Raw genomic sequence first — 16,660 nt, forward strand, 5'->3', positions numbered from 1 at the left:
AGGATGAGGCTCGCATTTGAAATGAGGTTGCGACTCTTTGCACCTGTGGCAGGCCTTTTGGTGGCCGCATGCAATCCCAATGCCGTTGACGACCAAGTTTTGGCCACAGTGGAAGGCGTTGAAGTCACGAGGCGTGACCTGCTCGCAGAGCAGCGACAATTCGGTGACGCCACCCAGGATGTTTTGCAGAAGGTCATCGACAGAAAGCTGTTGGTAGCTAATGCACACAAGCAAAATGTTGATGCCGACCCGGGCTACTTGGCTGATTTTCGTAAAGCCCGGGAAGAATTGCTGGTTGACGCTCTCAAACGCAGGATGGCTCGAAAGCTGCCGCGCCCCGGACTGAAAGACCTTTTCCGATTTGCCGAACAACGGCCGTGGCTGTTTGCGAAGCGAGAGTTGATCACGCTTGTACCGACCGAAACCCCGCTGGGCGACAGTGGAGAAAAGCTCATCGATACCGCGCAACTTGACAAAACTTACTGGGACATTCTTTCGATCCCAGGGAAGACGGTAACGATTGACGATGTTCCGTACCGAATTGCTGCAAGAAGCCCGGCCCCCTTGTCTCCCCAGGACGACGAAGAACAGGCACGGGCCTTGTGGGTTGAAGATCAGATCGATCAGCAAGTACGCTCACTGCTCGAAGCGAGCCACGCAAGGGGAGCGGTAAAGTACGAACAAGGCATGGGGCCAGGCGCATAACAGCTGGCAGACAAGGTGAGGGGACAGGAATGACAAACAAAGGCAATTCCGCCAGAGCGGGTCAGGGAGTGCGGACACACACGATCGTGACGGTTGCAATCCTGCTTGCCGTCGTCGTTTCAATCGGCCTGTCTTGGCAACTTTACCGCTACAATGGGCTCATGGCTCTGCTGGCAGAATGGCAATACGATACTTTCGGGACATTCCACTCCACAGCAACAATTGCCATCACGGTAATGCTAGTAATAGCACCGCTAGTTATAGTTCTGATTAAGCGGTCAACCAAGTCTCGGACGGAACAACTTCTGAAGGCTGAGCCCATGGCCTTGCTCATGCGGGCAAAGTTGGCATATCGTGAGTTTTTTGCGGTTGGTGCTGCGATTATTATGGTGGCATGTGCCATCTTGGCCTACGGCTATTCGATCCAACTCGTGCCGACAATGCAGCAATATCTTGCAGCGGACGCAAGCGAGCCCTCAACTGTGCAGCGTATGGCGCTCGATGAAGTCATGTTGCGGTTGGACAGAGTCGCGCGATATCAGAGTAATTCGTTGTTCTTCAGCCGCACAGTCAATGTCGCACCACTACAATCCGCACCGAACGAGGCCATTGCCTTTTTCTTGGAAGTAGAGACGAAAAAGCCTTTGCCATCGCGCACTATCAGGCTGACGGGCAGCACGGCCCCTGTTCCAGTCCCGGGACCGCTGCTGCAACTATACCGGGATGCCGGGTTTCGGGTTTCGGACAACGCGGTTCTGCTTGTTGCTTCGTTGGAAAGCGCGCGCATGCCTTATGTCCAGACCTCCCGCATCCTCTTACTGGCCGCACTGGTCTTGATTGCAATGGGTCTTGCACAATTGCACTGGTACCGGGTGCTCGACCGACAGATCAAGGCATGGGCCGACAACAGCAAGGGAGCAGTCGTTCCATTTCGGAGCTAAGGGGGGCCTGACTTAACTGATTTCGGGCTGTCATGCGCCGCAACTGCCTGACGCAAACGCCTGATGCAAACGCCTGACTTCGCATAGACCACTTCTTTAGCGCCAGTTCCTACCGCCCCATTAATCATAATCCGGCACGCTTCTACAACCGGCATCTGGCATTCGCACAGTATGTCGAGCGTCCCGTCCTTATTCGCCTTGGCCCTCGCGGTCTTGACTGCAGGTGCAACCTTGGCCCCGCAAGCAAGCGACGTGGCACATGGTCGCACGGAAGGATCTGGGATCTTACACGGTGCCAGAATTTCTGACAATGTTGAAGGCGTTGGAGGCGTTATTGAAGTGGCGAGAAGCGCTGACGGCTTCTTTTACCTCCCCGCCAGAATTGGCAGAGTCTCGGTTACGTTCCTGATCGACACCGGAACAAATATGCTGATCCTGCCCCGGTCTGCCGCAGCGCGCATCGGCCTTGCCGCCAAGGGAAAAGCGCAAGTTACGACGGTAGGTGGTATGCAAGACGTCACGCTTGCCAATGTGCCGAAACTGGAGACAGCAGGCATGGCGTTGACCGACGTTCCTGTAGCTATACAAGAAAACGATCAAGCCATCGCGCTGATGGGCTTAAACACTCTCTCACAACTCGGCCGGATTGAGATCGACGGGGACAAACTAACCATCCAGCGTCGTTCATTCTGACCAGAAGGCAATTCCGATCAGGCAAGGCCTTTGGCGCGGCGGCCGCCAGTCAACTTGGTCCGATACCTGAAGGCGGCCGCGAAGGCCAATCCGGACAAGCCCAGGATCCAAGCCGGAGGTTCAGGCACGGCCGGAGGTGGGGTTTCGGGAGAGGTTCCGGTTCCAAGGTTGCCGTTTATGCCGGCAAAAGCTCCAGGCTCTACGTTTGAAGGAATTGCTGGCAGAGGCTGAAACGACCGTATTTCGGGAATCGGTGCGCCTGCACCAGAAATTACAATATCACTGACCGCTGATAACGGCTCAGCGCTAAGCGGTATGCCTACTCGCGCGGTCTGCGAACTCGTATCAGAGATCAAGCGCCTTGCTCGTCGCACGGCAGTGGCATTCACCGGGACGGCTTCAACAAGGTAACCAGCGCTATAGGACGTGCCAGTGGGCTCTGTCACGCTCGCAAAGGCGGCCCTGGGTTGTTCAGGCAACACCAACAAACTTCGTGAAGAATAATCGGCGAACGAGGCACCAAGACCCAGTGCCACCAATGCCAAAGTCAGCCTACGAAGCCGTGTGGTAAGAACGAGCACCTCCCCTGTACGCATTCCAGTTCGCCTTCCTTCATCAGGCCCGCACATGCAAACCGTGTATTCCTCGTTGATCTCGTCGGCATACAGTGGCCTGAAAGCGAGTCAACTGTTGAGCAATTGAGCCTTTGTGCCAAATTGACCGTCGACAACAACTGAAGTGGAGCCGGATGTTCAGCCGATGCAGGCTCGAAACGCGTGGAGGATGCCGTCGGGATCTTGTCTTGAATATTGGTCATTTCTTAAAGTCGGCGTTGTCATGGCCAACAGATAGACAAGGACAACGTAGCTGTGGACGTCGAAAAGCTGAAGCTTCCACGCTGGCTAGTGGATTGATTTTGACATTCAAGTCCCGCTGGCAGCGCTCTCGCGTTCGAATGTTAGAATCAAACCACTAAAGGGTTTGATCCAAACAGAGTCGACCAACTGGAGGCTCAACGCAGGCTTGTTAAAGCCGGAAAAATTTGACGACTGCCTTGAAGCGAGGTCGGACATGGTTTTCTCTCGGGTTGACTGGCGGCTATCTGTATCTAGTAGCCGCCACCCGAATTGGCAGCACGCCAGCGCGCCGAGCCATCGTAGCGGCCAAAATTGATGCGCCGCTTGATCCCATCGATGTTCCGATACTGAACGATGAAGGTCCTGAGCCCCGACGGAAGCGCCCGCAAGCCGAAACCCCGAATTTCGCTGTCCCACAGGACGGCCTGTTTATCTTTAGGCGGCGCGAATGCGTCCACATTGCGCTTGTTCAACTTCGCTGACGGCATATTTGACCCTGCATTTGGGGACAAAGATTTCAGGAGGGTGCTTTGTCTCCAGATTTAAGCGTTTCGCGGGGATCATGAACGGAGACAATCGCACTTGAGAAAGTTCGAAAAACGGGGCTGAAATATTTTGCCAAGGTTGGGGTCGAGGGTTTGAATCCCTTCGCCCGCTCCAGTTTTCTTTCGACATGTCAGCGAGATTATCGCCTTTGGGGCGCAGCGTCTTCGCGCCGCAATCCGTGTCGCCGCCATGCCATCACTGGGGCGCAGTTGGGATGCGCAATGCCTATGCGCTTTTGGCCGCACTTCCGTTCAAGAAAATCGCAACGCATCGTCGCGCGTGGGCCGCAATCTGATCAACGCCCGGCAGCGGCAAGCCCACGAGCATCGTATTGTGCAAAGGCATCAGCGCCATGGCCACGAACAGCATGGTACGCTCGACACTCTGCTCCTCTTCGAGCGCATGTTTGCGCAGGAACGCGGCCAGCGGATTGATCAGGAAATCGAAATGCCCGCGCTGGATGGAACCGGCGAGCTCGGGATAATCACCCGCCTCACGCAGGAACAGCGCTCCCATCCCGTAACTGTCCTCGCGGACCAGTTCAGTGTGCAATTCCACGACGTACCGTTCAAGCCCTGTGGTGGCATCGACACCGGGTTGCGGACTGAGCCGGGGAAAGCGCTCCGCCCCCAGCATGACACAGGCCCGAAACAGCGACTCCTTATCTGCATGCCAGGCATAGAGTGTGCGCTTCGTAATCCCGGTAGCAGCTGCAACCTCGTCCATCGTTGTGGCACGATAGCCCCGCTTCACGAAGATGCCGCGTGCCACTGAGAGAAGATGCGCCATCCTGATACGGGTGGCTTCGGCTGATGGTCGCCCACGGGCTGCTGGCGAATTAGGCCCCGGCCCCATTGCCGCGTCATGCATCGGTGTTCCCTTCACAGCCCCTGTTTGCCCATGTGCATGCCCCAGTGTGTGCCCATGCAGGCGCGCTACGTAAATAGCACTTGCTAAATATACCTTGTAGTATAATTTTCCTCATGGCCCACGATTCCGATGGGCAATGTGGAGAGGCAAGGCGGATGACCGCGCGGCTGGACGTGCCAGACACACTCGAACTCGCCCGCGTGCATGGTGCAGGTGACGTGCGCTTAGACAGTGTTCCGATGCCGTCTGTGGGCCCCGGCGATGCGCTGGTGCGAATTGGCGCATGTGGTATTTGCGGCAGTGATCTTGGCTACATTGAGCAAGGCGGACTTGGCGGCGTTGAGCCTCTGGCCGCACCTCTGCCGATCGGCCACGAATTTGCCGGCACCGTGGTGTCAGTGGGCAGCGATGTGCAGGGCATTGCGCCGGGACTGCGCGTCGCGGTCAATCCTGATCGCGCCTACATCGGCGGCGGCGGGCCGGATGGGGCGATGGCACCATTTATCCGCGTGGCCGGAGCCGAAATCGGCGAGACGCTGTTTGTGCTGCCTGACCACTTGTCGTTTGCCCATGCCGCGCTGGCAGAGCCACTGTCCGTAGGCCTGCATGGGTTGCGCGTGGGCGGGGCTTGTGCCTTGGACAAGATCGCCATTCTCGGCGCAGGCCCCATCGGCCTGTGCACCCTGGTCATGGCGCAGCATCTGGGCGCGAAGGACATAGCAATCTTCGACCGGGTGCCTGAGCGGCTCGATCGGGCGCGCGCTCTGGGCGCAGGCCTTGCGGTTAATGTTGCCGACGAGCCGCTGACCGATGCGCTCGCGCAGTTCCACGGGCGGGGCGAGCGGTTCGGCAGTCCCTTCGTCAAGACTGACCTGTTCGTCGATTGCGCAGGCTCGGCTGGCGCACTAGCGAAAGTTGTGGCGGTAGCGAAGTACCGCGCAAGGATCGCGGTGATCGCGCTGCATCACAAGCCGATGGCGCTCGACCTGTGGCGGATGATGGCCAACGAGATCACCGTGGCAGGCTCGATCGCCGATAACCGCGCTGCAGAGTTCGGCGAGGCCATCGCGATGCTGGCGCAAAGGACGCAGGACCTTTCTGCGCTGATCAGCCACAGCTTCGACTTTTCCCGATTCCACGAGGCGCTTGCCGTGGCCGCCGACGGCGCGCGCGCGGCCAAGGTCATGCTCACGTTCCCGGAGGCCTCATGACCAGACTTATCGAAATCGACGACATGGCCGATCCGGTGGTGACACCCGCGCTTGCCGCATGGCGCGCAGGGCCTGCCGATTTCCCCTGCCCGATAAGCGCCGACGAAGTGCTGACGCAAGCGATGGCGCAAACCGGCCTCTCGAACTTCGGAGAGGATACCGGTTTCCGAACGCGGCTCGGGGTGATCCTCGAAGCGCTTTACGAGGACGAGGGGCTGACGCGCGGGGGGCAGGTTTTCGTGCTGCGGCAGGCGGTGCGGGCCATGGCCAACCGGCTGCGGATCGAGGATCTGATCGGGCGCCATCCCGAAATCCTCAACATTCCCATCAATCGCCCGATATTCATCGCCGGGCTGCCGCGTTCGGGCACCACACATCTGGTCAACTGGCTTTCGCGCGATGACCGACTCAATGCGCTGACGCTGTGGGAATCGGAAGAGCCGGTGCCGTCCGCTGCGGTTCCGCCGGGCGCAGAAGACCCCCGCATTGCGCGCTCAGCCGCATATTGGGGCGCGTTTGGCGCGCTGGTGCCGCACATGGCCGCGATGCACGAGATGACCGCGCACGATATCCATGAGGACAACGAACTGCTGTTCATGGACATGAACTGCTACAACTGGGAGTTTTCCGCACGCCTGCCGCGCTGGACCGACCATTACCTCACGCATGATCGCACTGCATCCTACGCCTATGAAAAGAAGGTGCTGCAGGTGCTGGCGTGGCAGCGCGGTGAGCAAGGGCGGCGGCGCTGGCTGCTCAAATCGCCGCAGCACATGGAAAACCTCGCCGCGATCAAGGCGGTATTCCCAGACGCCACCATGATCATCACGCACCGTGATCCGGTGGACGTGCTGCGCTCGCTCACCACAATGCTGGGCTATTCTGACCGCACGCGGCGCAATCCCGTTGATCCGCCTGCGCTGGCTACGTTGTGGTCTGGCCGGATCGAGCGGTTGCTGCGCGAATGTGTGGAGCAGCGCGATGCCTTCGGGCCGGACCAGTCGCTGGATGTGCTGTTCCACGAATACATGGGCGATCAGGAAGGCGTAGCGCGACAGGTCTATGCGCTGGCCGGGCTGGACCTGCCGCCTGAGACCGAAGCCAAGCTGCTGGGATACCTGTCCGAGAACCCGCGCCATGCGCACGGCAAGGTCGTCTACGATCTGGAAGGCGTGTTCGGAGTGGACGTGGCCGCGCTGCGGCAGCGGTTTGCCTTCTATTACGAGCGCTTTCACGTGAAGCAGGAGAATTGACGATGACAGCGCACGACACCGCGCGCGAACGCCTGCTTTCTGGACAGGCGTGGGATGATTTTTGCGATACGCTGAAAGTGGCAGGCCGCCATATCGAGAGCTTTGACGGTCCGCTGTCCGATCTGGACCGCGCCGAATGGTATCGCTTCATGTCGCGCCTTGCCCGGTCGAGCATGGAGCGCCTGATCGAGAACGCCGAACCCACCCGCCCGCGTCTGCGCGATATGGTGTGGCGGCAATCGATCAATGTGCAGACGGTCGATCAGGATCACCTGATGTGCCAGTTTGATGAGGCGCGCGATTATGTGATCACCGGCACACACGGCACACTCCCCTATTTTGTGATGGCACTGTGCACCTGCCCTGCGCCTGATGCACCGGGTGCTCAGGACTGGGCGGCGCAGGGCATTGCTGGGCTGAAGGCGTTCGATCCTTCGAACCTGAAGACCACCGGCTTTCTGCATTCAGGGCAGTTGACGTTTGCCGATGATGGGACGTTCGAGGTCGTGCTGTCGCAGAACGACCCCGGTAGCGGGCGCAACTGGCTGAAGCTGACGCCCGCAACCAACTGCATCCTGATCCGCCTCGTCTGGTCCGACCGTACAAACGAACAGGCCCCGGCCATGACCATAGCGCGCGCGGACAACGCACCGCCCGAACCTGTCACGCCCTCGCTGATCGCAGACAACCTCGCATGGACCGGGCAGGCCGTGTTGGGATATGCCGAACTGGTGCGCAACTGGTGGCAGGGCACGCAGGGCAACTTTTCGGCCAAGCTCAACCGGCTGGATTACAGCCGCGCGCAGTATCTTTCCAACGGTGGCGTGCCGGATCGCCACATGGCTTTCGGCGGCTGGGAGAAGGAGCTGGATGAGGCACTGGTGCTCGAATTCACGCCACCGCCGTGCGAATACTGGAACTTCCAGCTGTGCAACGTCTGGCAGGAAAACCTCGACACGTTCGAGGACGGCAATGGCTGGATCAGCAACTACCGCCACGCCGCCGAAGCGGATGGCCGGGTGCGCGTAGTGATTTCCGAGCGTGATCCTGGCGCGGGCGGCAACTGGATCAACAGCTATGGCCACGAACGCGGCATCTGGGGTCTGCGCTTTGTGCTGACCGAGGCCACCGCGCCAGTCACTTTGTGGCGATTGCCGCTGGCTGATCTGGAAACGCAGGGCCTCGCCGCGCTCGATCCCGCAAAAGCTGTGCTGACCGGTCAGTTTGTCGATTGATGGCCATGCACAATGCCCTTTCCCTCTGCCCGGCACCGCTGGCGCACGTGCCGCTGCTGGAACGCCTTGCGCCTGCCGCTACGGCCGGTTTTTCCGCCATCGCGCTCCAACCGAGTGATGTCTGGGCCGCCGAAGAACAGGGCCACAGCGCCGCCGATCTGGTCATGCGGATTGCCGATGCGGGCCTGACAGTGGCCGAGATCGACTGCACCGCATGCTGGATAGAGCGCCAGCGCAGCGGCGATGACAGCGACTTGGCGCAACTTTTGCGCGGCCTGACGCCCGAGCGCGTGATTGCCACCGCTGCGCGGATCGGCGCGCGTTCAGTGGCCGCGATTGACCTTTCGCCCACGCCCGCGCCGCTCGATGATGCGGCGGAAGGCTTTGCCAAACTATGCGACATGGCCGCCGAACACGGCCTGCGTGCGCATATAGAATTCATCCCCGTGGGCGGCATTCGCACACTAACCGAAGCATGGGGGATCGTCCGCGAGGCAGGGCGCGACAACGGTGGCTTGACGATCGATGCGTGGCACCTGTTCCGTAGCGGATCAATGCTGGCAGAACTCGCGGCCATTCCCGGCGAGCGCATCCATGCAGTGCAACTGTGCGATGCGCCTGCGCAAGCCAGCGCGAACTTGTGGACCGAACTGATGACCGCGCGCCTGCTGCCGGGTGAAGGCGCGTTCGATCTGGTGGGGCTGATCCAGACGCTCGACCGGATCGGATCGACCGCGCCCTTCGGCGTCGAAGTTTTCAACACACGTCAGAATGACCAGTCCATCGCGCAGGTCGCGCAGGATTGGGCAAGCGCCGCGCGCGCCGTTCTGGCCAAGGCGAGAGACACAGCATGAGCAGCACTCCTATCGGCGCGGTCGTCGTCGGCACCGGCTTCGGCCTGTTCACCCATGTGCGCGCCTTGCGTGATGCGGGGTTTGAAGTGCGCGCCATCGTGGGCCGCGATCTGGAAAAAACCCGCGCGCGTAGCGCCCCGCTGGGCATTCCGGTGGCGTCGAACGATCTGGCGGGGCTGCTGGCGAATGACCCCGCAATCAAGATTGTCACCGTGGCGACCCCTCCACACGCGCACTATACCCCGGTGATGCAGGCCATTGCGGCAGGTCGTGCGGTGATGTGCGAAAAGCCCTTTGCCCGCGATCTGGCACAGGCGCGCGAGATGCTGGCCGCGGCTGAAGCTGCTGGCGTCGTCCATGCGCTTGGCGCGGAATTCCGTTTTGATTCAGCGCAGGCGCTGCTGACACGGGTGGTGCAATCGGGCGCGATTGGCGATCCGGTGATGTTCCACCGTATCTACCAGCAGCCGGGAGGCGATGCAGACGAGCCGCTGGCCGACTGGTGGCTGGATGCAGCGCAAGGGGGCGGCTTCCTTGGCGCATTCGGCACGCACATGATTGATCAGGCACGGGTGACGGTGGGCGAGTTTGCGGCGGTCAGCGCTGTGCTGCGCAAGCTGTCACCGGGGCGACCGACTCAGACTTCGGACGATTACTACACGCTGCAATTCCGCACCGCTTCGGGCTGCATGGGGCTGCTGGAGGCGGCCTTGTGCTTCCCCGGCCCGTTCGTGATGTCCACCAAAGTGGCCGGAACAACCGGCGCGGCGTGGATCCAATCGGGCGCAGCCTTCGGCGAGCCGGAGCAGGTGTGGGTGCAGGACACAAACGGCGCGCGCATGGTGGAAATGCCGCCCGAACTGGTCAACCCCGCGCCTGAGCCTTTCCCGATCAGCGAGCTGGTGCAGACCGAGATGGACCGTTGGCACAGCCAGGGCTTCGATGTCGCGCCTTATGCCAAACTGTTCGGCCAGATCAGCGCAAAGATTGCTGGCGACGCCCCGCCGCTGCCGGATCGCGCAGGCGATTTCCGTGATGCTGCGGCCAATCAGGCGATCCTTGATGCGGCGCGTCTTTCGAATGCGCAGCAGCGCTGGGTTGACGTGGAGGCGGTATGACAATGGGACTTCGCCACGACTTTTCAGGCGCGCACGTCCTCGTCACCGGCGGCACCAGCGGCATCGGCGCAGCCAGTGCGGCGCTGTTCCGCGATGCCGGAGCGGTAGTGACGATCACCGGCACGCGCGGCTGTGCCGGGGAATACGATGCTGATCTGACAGGCTATCGCTACCTGCAGCTCGAGATCGAGGACAAGGCGCAGATCGATGCGGTGGCCGCCGCCCTGCCCCGGCTCGATGTGCTGGTGAACAATGCCGGGATCGCATTACCTTCGCTGGGACTGGATGAATGGGAGCCCGATGTGTTTGACCGCGCGGTGGCCATGCTGCTGAACGGCGCATTCCGCATGGCGCGGCGCACAGTCGATCTGTTGGCGGCGAGCGATATGCCCGGTGGCGGATCGGTGATCAGCATTGCATCGATGAGCAGTTTCTTCGGCATACCCATCGTGCCCGGATATGGCGCGGCCAAGACCGGGTTGGTGGGCCTGACCCGTACAATGGCGGCACACTGGGGGCAGCGCGGAGTGCGCGCCAATGCGGTGGCGGCGGGCCTTACGCGCAGCGGCATGACCGCAGGCACATTCGCTCAAGAAGCTTGGACCGCACCCACATTGGCCCGCACACCGCTGGGCCGATTGGGTGAACCGGATGACATCGCGCAGGCGATCGCTTTCCTCGCCAGTCCGGCAGCAAGCTGGATCACCGGACAGACGCTGGCCGTGGACGGCGGCTATACGATCTCGGGCTAGAGTCAGATGACAAGATCGGCAACTGCCCGGCGGTCGTAAGACCCGTCCTGTGACGGGGCCAAACCGCTTATCCGACAAGCTCTGACTCCAAAACAGCCGCGCCGTGAATGGCGCGGCTGCAAGTTCAGGCAAAGACAGATTGGCGTACCCAATCGACGCTGTTTTCCGCACCAGCCAGCCGGGCGGACCCGAGAACCTGTGACCAGTACCCTTCCGAGCCATCGGCCATACGCCATTCGTGCAGGCGGCGGGTCAGCAATTGCAGATCATATTCCTCGCTGATGCCGATGGCACCGTGCACCGCATGGGCACTGGCGGCGATACGCGGGACGGCGGACGACGTTGTGATCTTGGCCGTGGCGGCAACCGCCATCGGCACTTCGATCCCTTGCGCGGTGCCAAGCTGTGCGGCGATGCGGCAGGCGATCATGTCTTCAGCCATCAGCGCAAGCATCTGCTGGAGCGCCTGCTGACGGCCAATGGGCTTGCCGAACTGGACACGTTCGGAGGCATAGGCCGTGGTCACATCACACAGGCGCGCGGCGGCTCCGGCGATCAGGCTGGCGCGCAGCACGGCGGCGATGGCGCGAAGCCCAGCGGCCGGACGTGGCAATGTGGTGCCTTGGGGCGTGCCGGACAGGCGCGCGGCAAGCGAATGGACGACGCCGGTGGAGGTGGGTGACATATCCGCGATGCCACACAGAACCAGCGCTTCGCCGGTATCGACGAGCGCATGATCGGCCACGAGCCCGCATGGCACGGGTTGTGCCAGCGATGTGACGAGCACGATCGGTCCTTCGGGAGCGACAACACCAGCTTGTGCCAGCAGCGCGCGAGCGACCATCGTTTCGGCCACCGGAAGCGGCACGGCGCGTGCGCCCAGCGCTTCGATCAGTGGCTGGATATCGGCCAGCGAAAGACCGGCACCGCCGTGTTCTTCGGCCACCAACGCATCGAGGAAGCCGGATTCGGCGAATTCCTGCCACAGCGGCGCGGCGGATTGGGCTGCTTCGATGGCGCGCACGACCGCAGCGGGCGCTGCCGCATCGAGCATACGGATGAAGGGTTCGAGAAGTTCGTTCATGTCCATTTCTGTTTCCTTCACCGCAGGCCCATGCCGCGCGCGATGATCCCGCGCAGGATCTCGCGCGTGCCGCCGCGCAGGCTGAAGCTGGGCGCGATATGGGTAACGTAGAGCAGCGTGCGATAGAGGTCTTCGCTGACTGGCTCATCAGGATGGGCGGCGAGATCATCGGCAATGACCACGGGCAGTTCCTGTTCGAAGCCAGTGCCACGATCCTTGACGATGCTGGCCTCAACGACAGGGCTTTCGCCTGCCACGAGCCGCGCCGTGCAGGCAATGGACATGGCGCGCAGCGTGACCAGTTCTGCCGTAAGGCGGCCAACGAGTGCCGCAGCATCGTTGCGCCCTGCGGCCTGCATGTGCCTGATCCAGGCATCGAGCAGCACGACGCTGGAATAGATGCGCTCCGGCCCGGAGCGTTCGAAAGCGAGTTCGGCGACGACCTGCTTCCAGCCCTCACCCTCCTGGCCGACCAGCGCGTCTTCGCCCAGTTCCACGTTTTCGAAGAACACTTCGGCAAAGTGGGCGTCGCCTGTCAGATCGACGATGGGCCGCACGGTGACGCCGGGCGCTTTGAGATCGATGATCAGCTGCGAGAGGCCCGATTGACGGTCGGCCGACGTGCCCGAGGTGCGGATCAACGCGATCATGTAGTCCGAATGCATCGCATTGGTGGTCCAGATCTTCTGGCCATTGACCACCCAGCCGTTCTCCGTGCGGTCAGCGCGGGTGCGCACGCCAGCAAGGTCCGATCCAGCGCCCGGTTCGCTCATGCCGATGCAGAATATCTGCTCGCCCCGGCAGATGGCGGGGATGTGCTTCTGGCGCTGTGCCTCTGTGCCGAAGTTCAGGAGCAGCGGCGCGCTTTGCCGGTCGGCGATCCAGTGTGCGGCGACGGGGGCACCGGCGCTCAGCAATTCCTCGACCACGACGAAGCGGGCGAAGGGGCCTTGTTCGTGCCCGCCATAGGCCTTGGGCAGGGTAAGGCCCAGGAACCCGGCCTCGCCCAGTGCGCGGCTGAAATCAGCGCTGAAGCCTTGCCATGAGCGGGCACGACGATCGAGTGGCATGGACGCGATGTGGCGCTCAACAAAGGCGCGGATGGCGGGTCGCAGGGCTTCGTCCTCGGCCGGCAGGGGGGCAAGCGTAAAGGTATCGAACACGGGGGACAGGCTCCTTTCCCGGTGGCGGGCTGCATGTCCTGCCTTTCACTTGTGGAGCGATGCGCGCTTGGCTCGTCCGATTCAAATATTTAATTTGTCTCTTTTGATAGCTTTTGAGTATCAACCGTCACAACTGCTGAGCGCGGTGGCGACGAAATTCATAGCGAGAGCCGAGGCATCGCCAGCGCGGGCGATGCCCATTGCGATCGGCACCGGATCATCGAGCGTCACGATGCGCACCCCCGCCCCTGCAAAGCGGGCGCTGCGCGCAGGGATCAGCGCGACGCCAAGCCCAGCTTGGACAAGGCTAAGGATGGTTTGCACCTGCACGGCCTCCTGCGCAACGGACGGCGTAAATCCCGCGCGATGGCAGGCGAGCCGGATCGTTGCGTGCAGTACGCTGACCGGGCTGTAGATAATGAAGGAGCGATCCGCGAGTGCGCTGAGCGGGATGGCTTTGCGGCGGGCAAGCACGTCTTCTTTCGGCAGCGCCGCGACCAGCACATCGCGTTCTATCACGTCGATAGCGGCCGGGCTGGAATCCATCACAGGCAGGCGAACCAGCCCTATGTCCAGACGGCGCGCGGCAATGGCGCGGACAATTTCAACGCTGTTCATCTCTTCAAGCGCCAATTCGACCTGTGGAAAGGCGAGGCGAAAGGGCGAGACGATGCGAGGGAGCAGATCGCCAATGGCCGAGCCGATGAAGCCCACTGATAGGCGTCCGCGCAGTCCTGCAGCACCCTGGCGCACTGCTTCACGCACTTGCTCTGCCGCTGCAAGTGCCTCACGCGCAGGGCCAAGCGCGGCCTGCCCGGCTGCTGTCAACCGCACGCCGCGCGGATCGCGGTCAAACAAGGCGACGCCGAGGTCTTCCTCCAGCTTGCGGATCGCCACGGTCAGCGGCGGCTGCGAAATGTGCAGGCGCTCTGCCGCGCGATGAAAGTTCAGCGTTTCGGCAAGCGCGCTGAAATAGCGAAGCTGGCGCAGGTCCATGATATTCACTCACTATCGAAAGCGGAGAAATCAATATTAGCCCTTTCAGGCTGTCTGCCCTAGCGGTTTCATCCAAGAAAGCCCGATAACCGCAGAGGAAGCGCCCATGGCCGAAACCCCATTCCTGCTGATCGAACGCGATGGTCCCGTCGTGATCGTCACGCTCAACCGCCCCGACACGCGCAACGCCATTTCCGAAACTGCACATAGCGAGGAAATCGCCGATTTCTGCGCGCGCACGACGCGCGACATGAGCGTGCGAGCCGTCGTGATGACCGGCGCGGGCAAGGCGTTCTGTGCGGGCGGCAACGTCAAGCACATGCAGGAAAAGACCGGCATGTTCGGAGGCGCGCCGTTCGCCCTGCGCAATGCCTATCGCACCGGCATCCAGTTGATCCCGTCGGCGCTCTATGAACTGGAAGTGCCGGTTGTGGCGGCAGTCAACGGTCCCGCCATCGGCGCGGGGCTTGACCTTGCATGCATGGCCGATATTCGCGTGGCATCGGAAAAGGCGTTGTTTGCCGAAAGCTTCGTGAAGCTCGGCATCGTGCCCGGCGACGGCGGCGCATGGTTGCTGCCGCGCGTGATCGGCATGGCGCGTGCCAGCCTGATGACGCTGACCGGCGATACCATCGATGCGGCCAAGGCGCTGGAATATGGCCTTGTCAGCGAAGTCGTCGCGCCTGAACTGGTGCTGCCGCGCGCAATCGAGGTGGCGCAGTCCATCGCCGCCAACCCCGGCCACGCCACGCGCATGGCCAAGCGCCTGCTGCGCGAAGGGCAGGACATGAAGCTGGCGCCGCTGCTGGAACTGTCCGCCGCTTATCAGGCGCTGGCACACCACACGCAGGACCACCAGGAAGCAATCGACGCTTTCCTTGAAAAGCGTGCGCCGGAGTTCAAGGACCAATGAGCGAAACGGGCGCAACCGGGCCGCTCACCGGGATAAAGGTGCTCGACCTGTCGCGCGTGCTGGCAGGGCCGTGGTGTTCGCAGGTGCTGGGTGATCTTGGCGCGGAAGTGATCAAGATCGAGCAGCCAGGACAAGGCGATGACACGCGCAAGTGGGGGCCGCCGTTCCTTGACGATGGCAGCCGGGATTCGGCCTATTACCTCTGCGCCAACCGCAACAAGCGTTCGGTGGCGATCAACATGGCCGATCCCGAAGGCGCAGCGCTGATCCGCAAGTTTGTGGCTGAGGCGGACATCGTGATCGAGAATTTCCGCGTGGGCGGGCTGGTCAAGTACGGGCTGGACTATGATTCCTTGCGCGCGATCAAGCCGGACCTGATTTACCTGTCGATCACCGGCTTCGGCCAGACCGGCCCGCTGCGCGACAACGGCGGTTATGATTTCCTTGTGCAGGGCATGAGCGGATTGATGAGCGTTACCGGCCTGCCCGATGGTGAACCGGGCGGCGGGCCGATGAAGGTCGGCATTCCGATCAGCGATCTTACGACCGGGCTTTACGCATCGATCTCGGTTCTGGCTGCGCTCAACCATCGCCACGCGACGGGCGAAGGCCAGCGCATCGATCTTGCGCTGCTGGATACGCAAGTGGCGCTGCTGGCCAATCAGGCTTCGAACTGGATGAACGGCGGCATGGTGCCGCGCCGGTTGGGCAACCAGCATCCCAACACTGTGCCCTATCAGGATTTCGCCTGCTCCGACGGCAGCATCCTTGTGGCGCTGGGCAATGATCGCCAGTTCCGGGCGTTTATGGCATTGATCGGGCTACCCGCGCTTGCCGATGATGAGCGCTTTGCCATCAGCGCGGGACGCAGCGTGAACCGGGAAGCCCTGCTCGCCGAAATGCGGCCCGCTATCGCCCGCTGGAAATCGGATGAACTGATCACGGCTATGGAAGCAGCCAAGCTGCCCGGTGGCAAAGTGAACGAGATTCCAGACGTGCTCGAACACCCACAGATCAAGGCGCGCGGGCTTGTCCACGATATGGAGCGTTCGGACGGAACAGCGGTGAAGGTGCTTGGCTTCCCGGCCCAGCTTTCGGCCTCGCCTGCGACCTATCGCCATGCGCCTCCACGTTCGGGCGAAGACACTTTTGCGGTTCTGAAAGAGAAGTTGGGACTGACTCAGGATGAAATCCATCGCCTGGCCAAAGCCGGCGTGATTGCAGAGACGTTGTACTGAAAGGCGCAAACTACATCGACGGGCACTAATTCGATGGGGCAGTGCCCAAATTTGCGACGAAAGGCTATGCGGCGCTGCTTGAATGGGCGTGCAGAAACGCCGGGGTGGAACTGCCGCACATCGTGACATCGCAGCCTGCGCGATGCCGCCGGGACTGGGTAAGAGGTACCGAAGCATGCGCTGCGGACAAGCGGCTTCCTCCGTTGTCACTGCGCTCGCCCTTTGCCTCCG

At 61.7% G+C, this 16,660-nt stretch carries 15 protein-coding genes and 1 pseudogene; 11 read left to right on the top strand and 5 right to left on the bottom strand.

Going from position 1 to position 16,660, the window contains the following annotated elements; translation table 11 throughout:
- Positions 1–45: 45 nt before the first annotated feature.
- The 3 genes from AC2A1F_RS08845 (at position 46) to AC2A1F_RS08855 (ending at position 2,339) form a co-directional block, all read left to right on the top strand.
- The gene (locus AC2A1F_RS08845) at positions 46–705 is read left to right on the top strand and encodes a hypothetical protein (protein WP_484208398.1); all 660 of its coding nucleotides are present in this window, start codon (positions 46–48) and stop codon (positions 703–705) included.
- Between the two features lie 29 nt (positions 706–734).
- Positions 735–1,646 carry a hypothetical protein gene (locus AC2A1F_RS08850; RefSeq protein ID WP_484208399.1) on the top strand — a complete coding sequence of 304 codons (912 nt, stop codon included), beginning with the start codon at positions 735–737 and terminating at the stop codon, positions 1,644–1,646.
- Between the two features lie 252 nt (positions 1,647–1,898).
- Entirely contained in the window at positions 1,899–2,339 is a 441-nt protein-coding gene (locus AC2A1F_RS08855; protein ID WP_484208400.1) for a retropepsin-like aspartic protease family protein, read from the top strand.
- Between the two features lie 1,156 nt (positions 2,340–3,495).
- On the opposite strand, the pseudogene AC2A1F_RS08860 reads toward AC2A1F_RS08855, so the two are convergent.
- Positions 3,496–3,684 (bottom strand): annotated as a pseudogene (locus tag AC2A1F_RS08860) (integrase arm-type DNA-binding domain-containing protein); the annotation flags it as partial.
- Positions 3,685–3,967: 283 nt separating this feature from the next.
- Complete coding sequence (locus AC2A1F_RS08865) at positions 3,968–4,612, bottom strand: TetR/AcrR family transcriptional regulator (RefSeq protein WP_484208401.1); 645 nt, start codon at positions 4,610–4,612, stop codon at positions 3,968–3,970.
- A 113-nt stretch (positions 4,613–4,725) separates the two neighbouring features.
- On the opposite strand from AC2A1F_RS08865, the gene AC2A1F_RS08870 reads away from it, so the two are divergent.
- Genes AC2A1F_RS08870 through AC2A1F_RS08895 form a run of 6 tightly spaced genes read left to right on the top strand, consistent with a single transcriptional unit; the run spans position 4,726 to position 11,035 of the window.
- Positions 4,726–5,823 carry a zinc-dependent alcohol dehydrogenase gene (locus AC2A1F_RS08870; protein WP_484208402.1) on the top strand — a complete coding sequence of 366 codons (1,098 nt, stop codon included), beginning with the start codon at positions 4,726–4,728 and terminating at the stop codon, positions 5,821–5,823.
- Complete coding sequence (locus AC2A1F_RS08875) at positions 5,820–7,076, top strand: sulfotransferase family protein (protein WP_484208403.1); 1,257 nt, start codon at positions 5,820–5,822, stop codon at positions 7,074–7,076. Before AC2A1F_RS08870 ends, AC2A1F_RS08875 begins: the two co-directional genes overlap by 4 nt.
- Positions 7,077–7,078: 2 nt before the next feature.
- On the top strand, positions 7,079–8,311 hold the full coding sequence (locus AC2A1F_RS08880; protein ID WP_484208404.1) for a DUF1214 domain-containing protein: 1,233 nt from the start codon (positions 7,079–7,081) through the stop codon (positions 8,309–8,311).
- Positions 8,311–9,165 carry a sugar phosphate isomerase/epimerase family protein gene (locus AC2A1F_RS08885; RefSeq protein ID WP_484208405.1) on the top strand — a complete coding sequence of 285 codons (855 nt, stop codon included), beginning with the start codon at positions 8,311–8,313 and terminating at the stop codon, positions 9,163–9,165. The genes AC2A1F_RS08880 and AC2A1F_RS08885 overlap by 1 nt, the downstream gene beginning before the upstream one ends.
- Positions 9,162–10,283 carry a Gfo/Idh/MocA family protein gene (locus tag AC2A1F_RS08890; RefSeq protein ID WP_484208406.1) on the top strand — a complete coding sequence of 374 codons (1,122 nt, stop codon included), beginning with the start codon at positions 9,162–9,164 and terminating at the stop codon, positions 10,281–10,283. Before AC2A1F_RS08885 ends, AC2A1F_RS08890 begins: the two co-directional genes overlap by 4 nt.
- Positions 10,284–10,285: 2 nt before the next feature.
- Positions 10,286–11,035, top strand: a complete 750-nt coding sequence (locus AC2A1F_RS08895) for an SDR family NAD(P)-dependent oxidoreductase (RefSeq protein ID WP_484209012.1) — start codon at positions 10,286–10,288, stop codon at positions 11,033–11,035.
- 124 nt (positions 11,036–11,159) lie between these two features.
- Here the strand turns inward: AC2A1F_RS08895 and AC2A1F_RS08900 are convergent, their stop codons facing one another.
- The 3 genes from AC2A1F_RS08900 to AC2A1F_RS08910 form a co-directional block, all read right to left on the bottom strand.
- Entirely contained in the window at positions 11,160–12,119 is a 960-nt protein-coding gene (locus AC2A1F_RS08900; RefSeq protein ID WP_484208407.1) for an acyl-CoA dehydrogenase family protein, read from the bottom strand.
- A gap of 17 nt (positions 12,120–12,136) precedes the next feature.
- Positions 12,137–13,282: an acyl-CoA dehydrogenase family protein gene (locus AC2A1F_RS08905; protein ID WP_484208408.1), complete on the bottom strand. Its 1,146-nt coding sequence runs from the start codon at positions 13,280–13,282 to the stop codon at positions 12,137–12,139.
- A gap of 120 nt (positions 13,283–13,402) precedes the next feature.
- A complete protein-coding gene (locus AC2A1F_RS08910; RefSeq protein ID WP_484208409.1) occupies positions 13,403–14,278 on the bottom strand; it encodes a LysR substrate-binding domain-containing protein in 876 nt (291 codons plus the stop codon).
- Between the two features lie 106 nt (positions 14,279–14,384).
- On the opposite strand from AC2A1F_RS08910, the gene AC2A1F_RS08915 reads away from it, so the two are divergent.
- Positions 14,385–15,191: a crotonase/enoyl-CoA hydratase family protein gene (locus AC2A1F_RS08915; protein ID WP_484208410.1), complete on the top strand. Its 807-nt coding sequence runs from the start codon at positions 14,385–14,387 to the stop codon at positions 15,189–15,191.
- Positions 15,188–16,429, top strand: coding sequence for a CaiB/BaiF CoA transferase family protein (locus AC2A1F_RS08920; RefSeq protein ID WP_484208411.1), 1,242 nt, complete (start codon positions 15,188–15,190; stop codon positions 16,427–16,429). The genes AC2A1F_RS08915 and AC2A1F_RS08920 overlap by 4 nt, the downstream gene beginning before the upstream one ends.
- The last annotated feature ends 231 nt before the right edge of the window (positions 16,430–16,660 follow it).

Source organism: Novosphingobium sp. HNCC26BN242 (assembly GCF_057180525.1).

Coding starts and splice junctions, on each gene's coding strand:
- AC2A1F_RS08895 (WP_484209012.1), top strand. CDS start 10,286: ATGGGACTTCGCCACGACTTTTCAGGCGCGCACGTCCTCGTCACCGGC.
- AC2A1F_RS08910 (WP_484208409.1), bottom strand. CDS start 14,278: ATGGACCTGCGCCAGCTTCGCTATTTCAGCGCGCTTGCCGAAACGCTG.
- AC2A1F_RS08915 (WP_484208410.1), top strand. CDS start 14,385: ATGGCCGAAACCCCATTCCTGCTGATCGAACGCGATGGTCCCGTCGTG.
- AC2A1F_RS08885 (WP_484208405.1), top strand. CDS start 8,311: ATGGCCATGCACAATGCCCTTTCCCTCTGCCCGGCACCGCTGGCGCAC.
- AC2A1F_RS08870 (WP_484208402.1), top strand. CDS start 4,726: ATGGCCCACGATTCCGATGGGCAATGTGGAGAGGCAAGGCGGATGACC.
- AC2A1F_RS08865 (WP_484208401.1), bottom strand. CDS start 4,612: ATGCATGACGCGGCAATGGGGCCGGGGCCTAATTCGCCAGCAGCCCGT.
- AC2A1F_RS08875 (WP_484208403.1), top strand. CDS start 5,820: ATGACCAGACTTATCGAAATCGACGACATGGCCGATCCGGTGGTGACA.
- AC2A1F_RS08920 (WP_484208411.1), top strand. CDS start 15,188: ATGAGCGAAACGGGCGCAACCGGGCCGCTCACCGGGATAAAGGTGCTC.
- AC2A1F_RS08890 (WP_484208406.1), top strand. CDS start 9,162: ATGAGCAGCACTCCTATCGGCGCGGTCGTCGTCGGCACCGGCTTCGGC.
- AC2A1F_RS08900 (WP_484208407.1), bottom strand. CDS start 12,119: ATGAACGAACTTCTCGAACCCTTCATCCGTATGCTCGATGCGGCAGCG.
- AC2A1F_RS08850 (WP_484208399.1), top strand. CDS start 735: ATGACAAACAAAGGCAATTCCGCCAGAGCGGGTCAGGGAGTGCGGACA.
- AC2A1F_RS08880 (WP_484208404.1), top strand. CDS start 7,079: ATGACAGCGCACGACACCGCGCGCGAACGCCTGCTTTCTGGACAGGCG.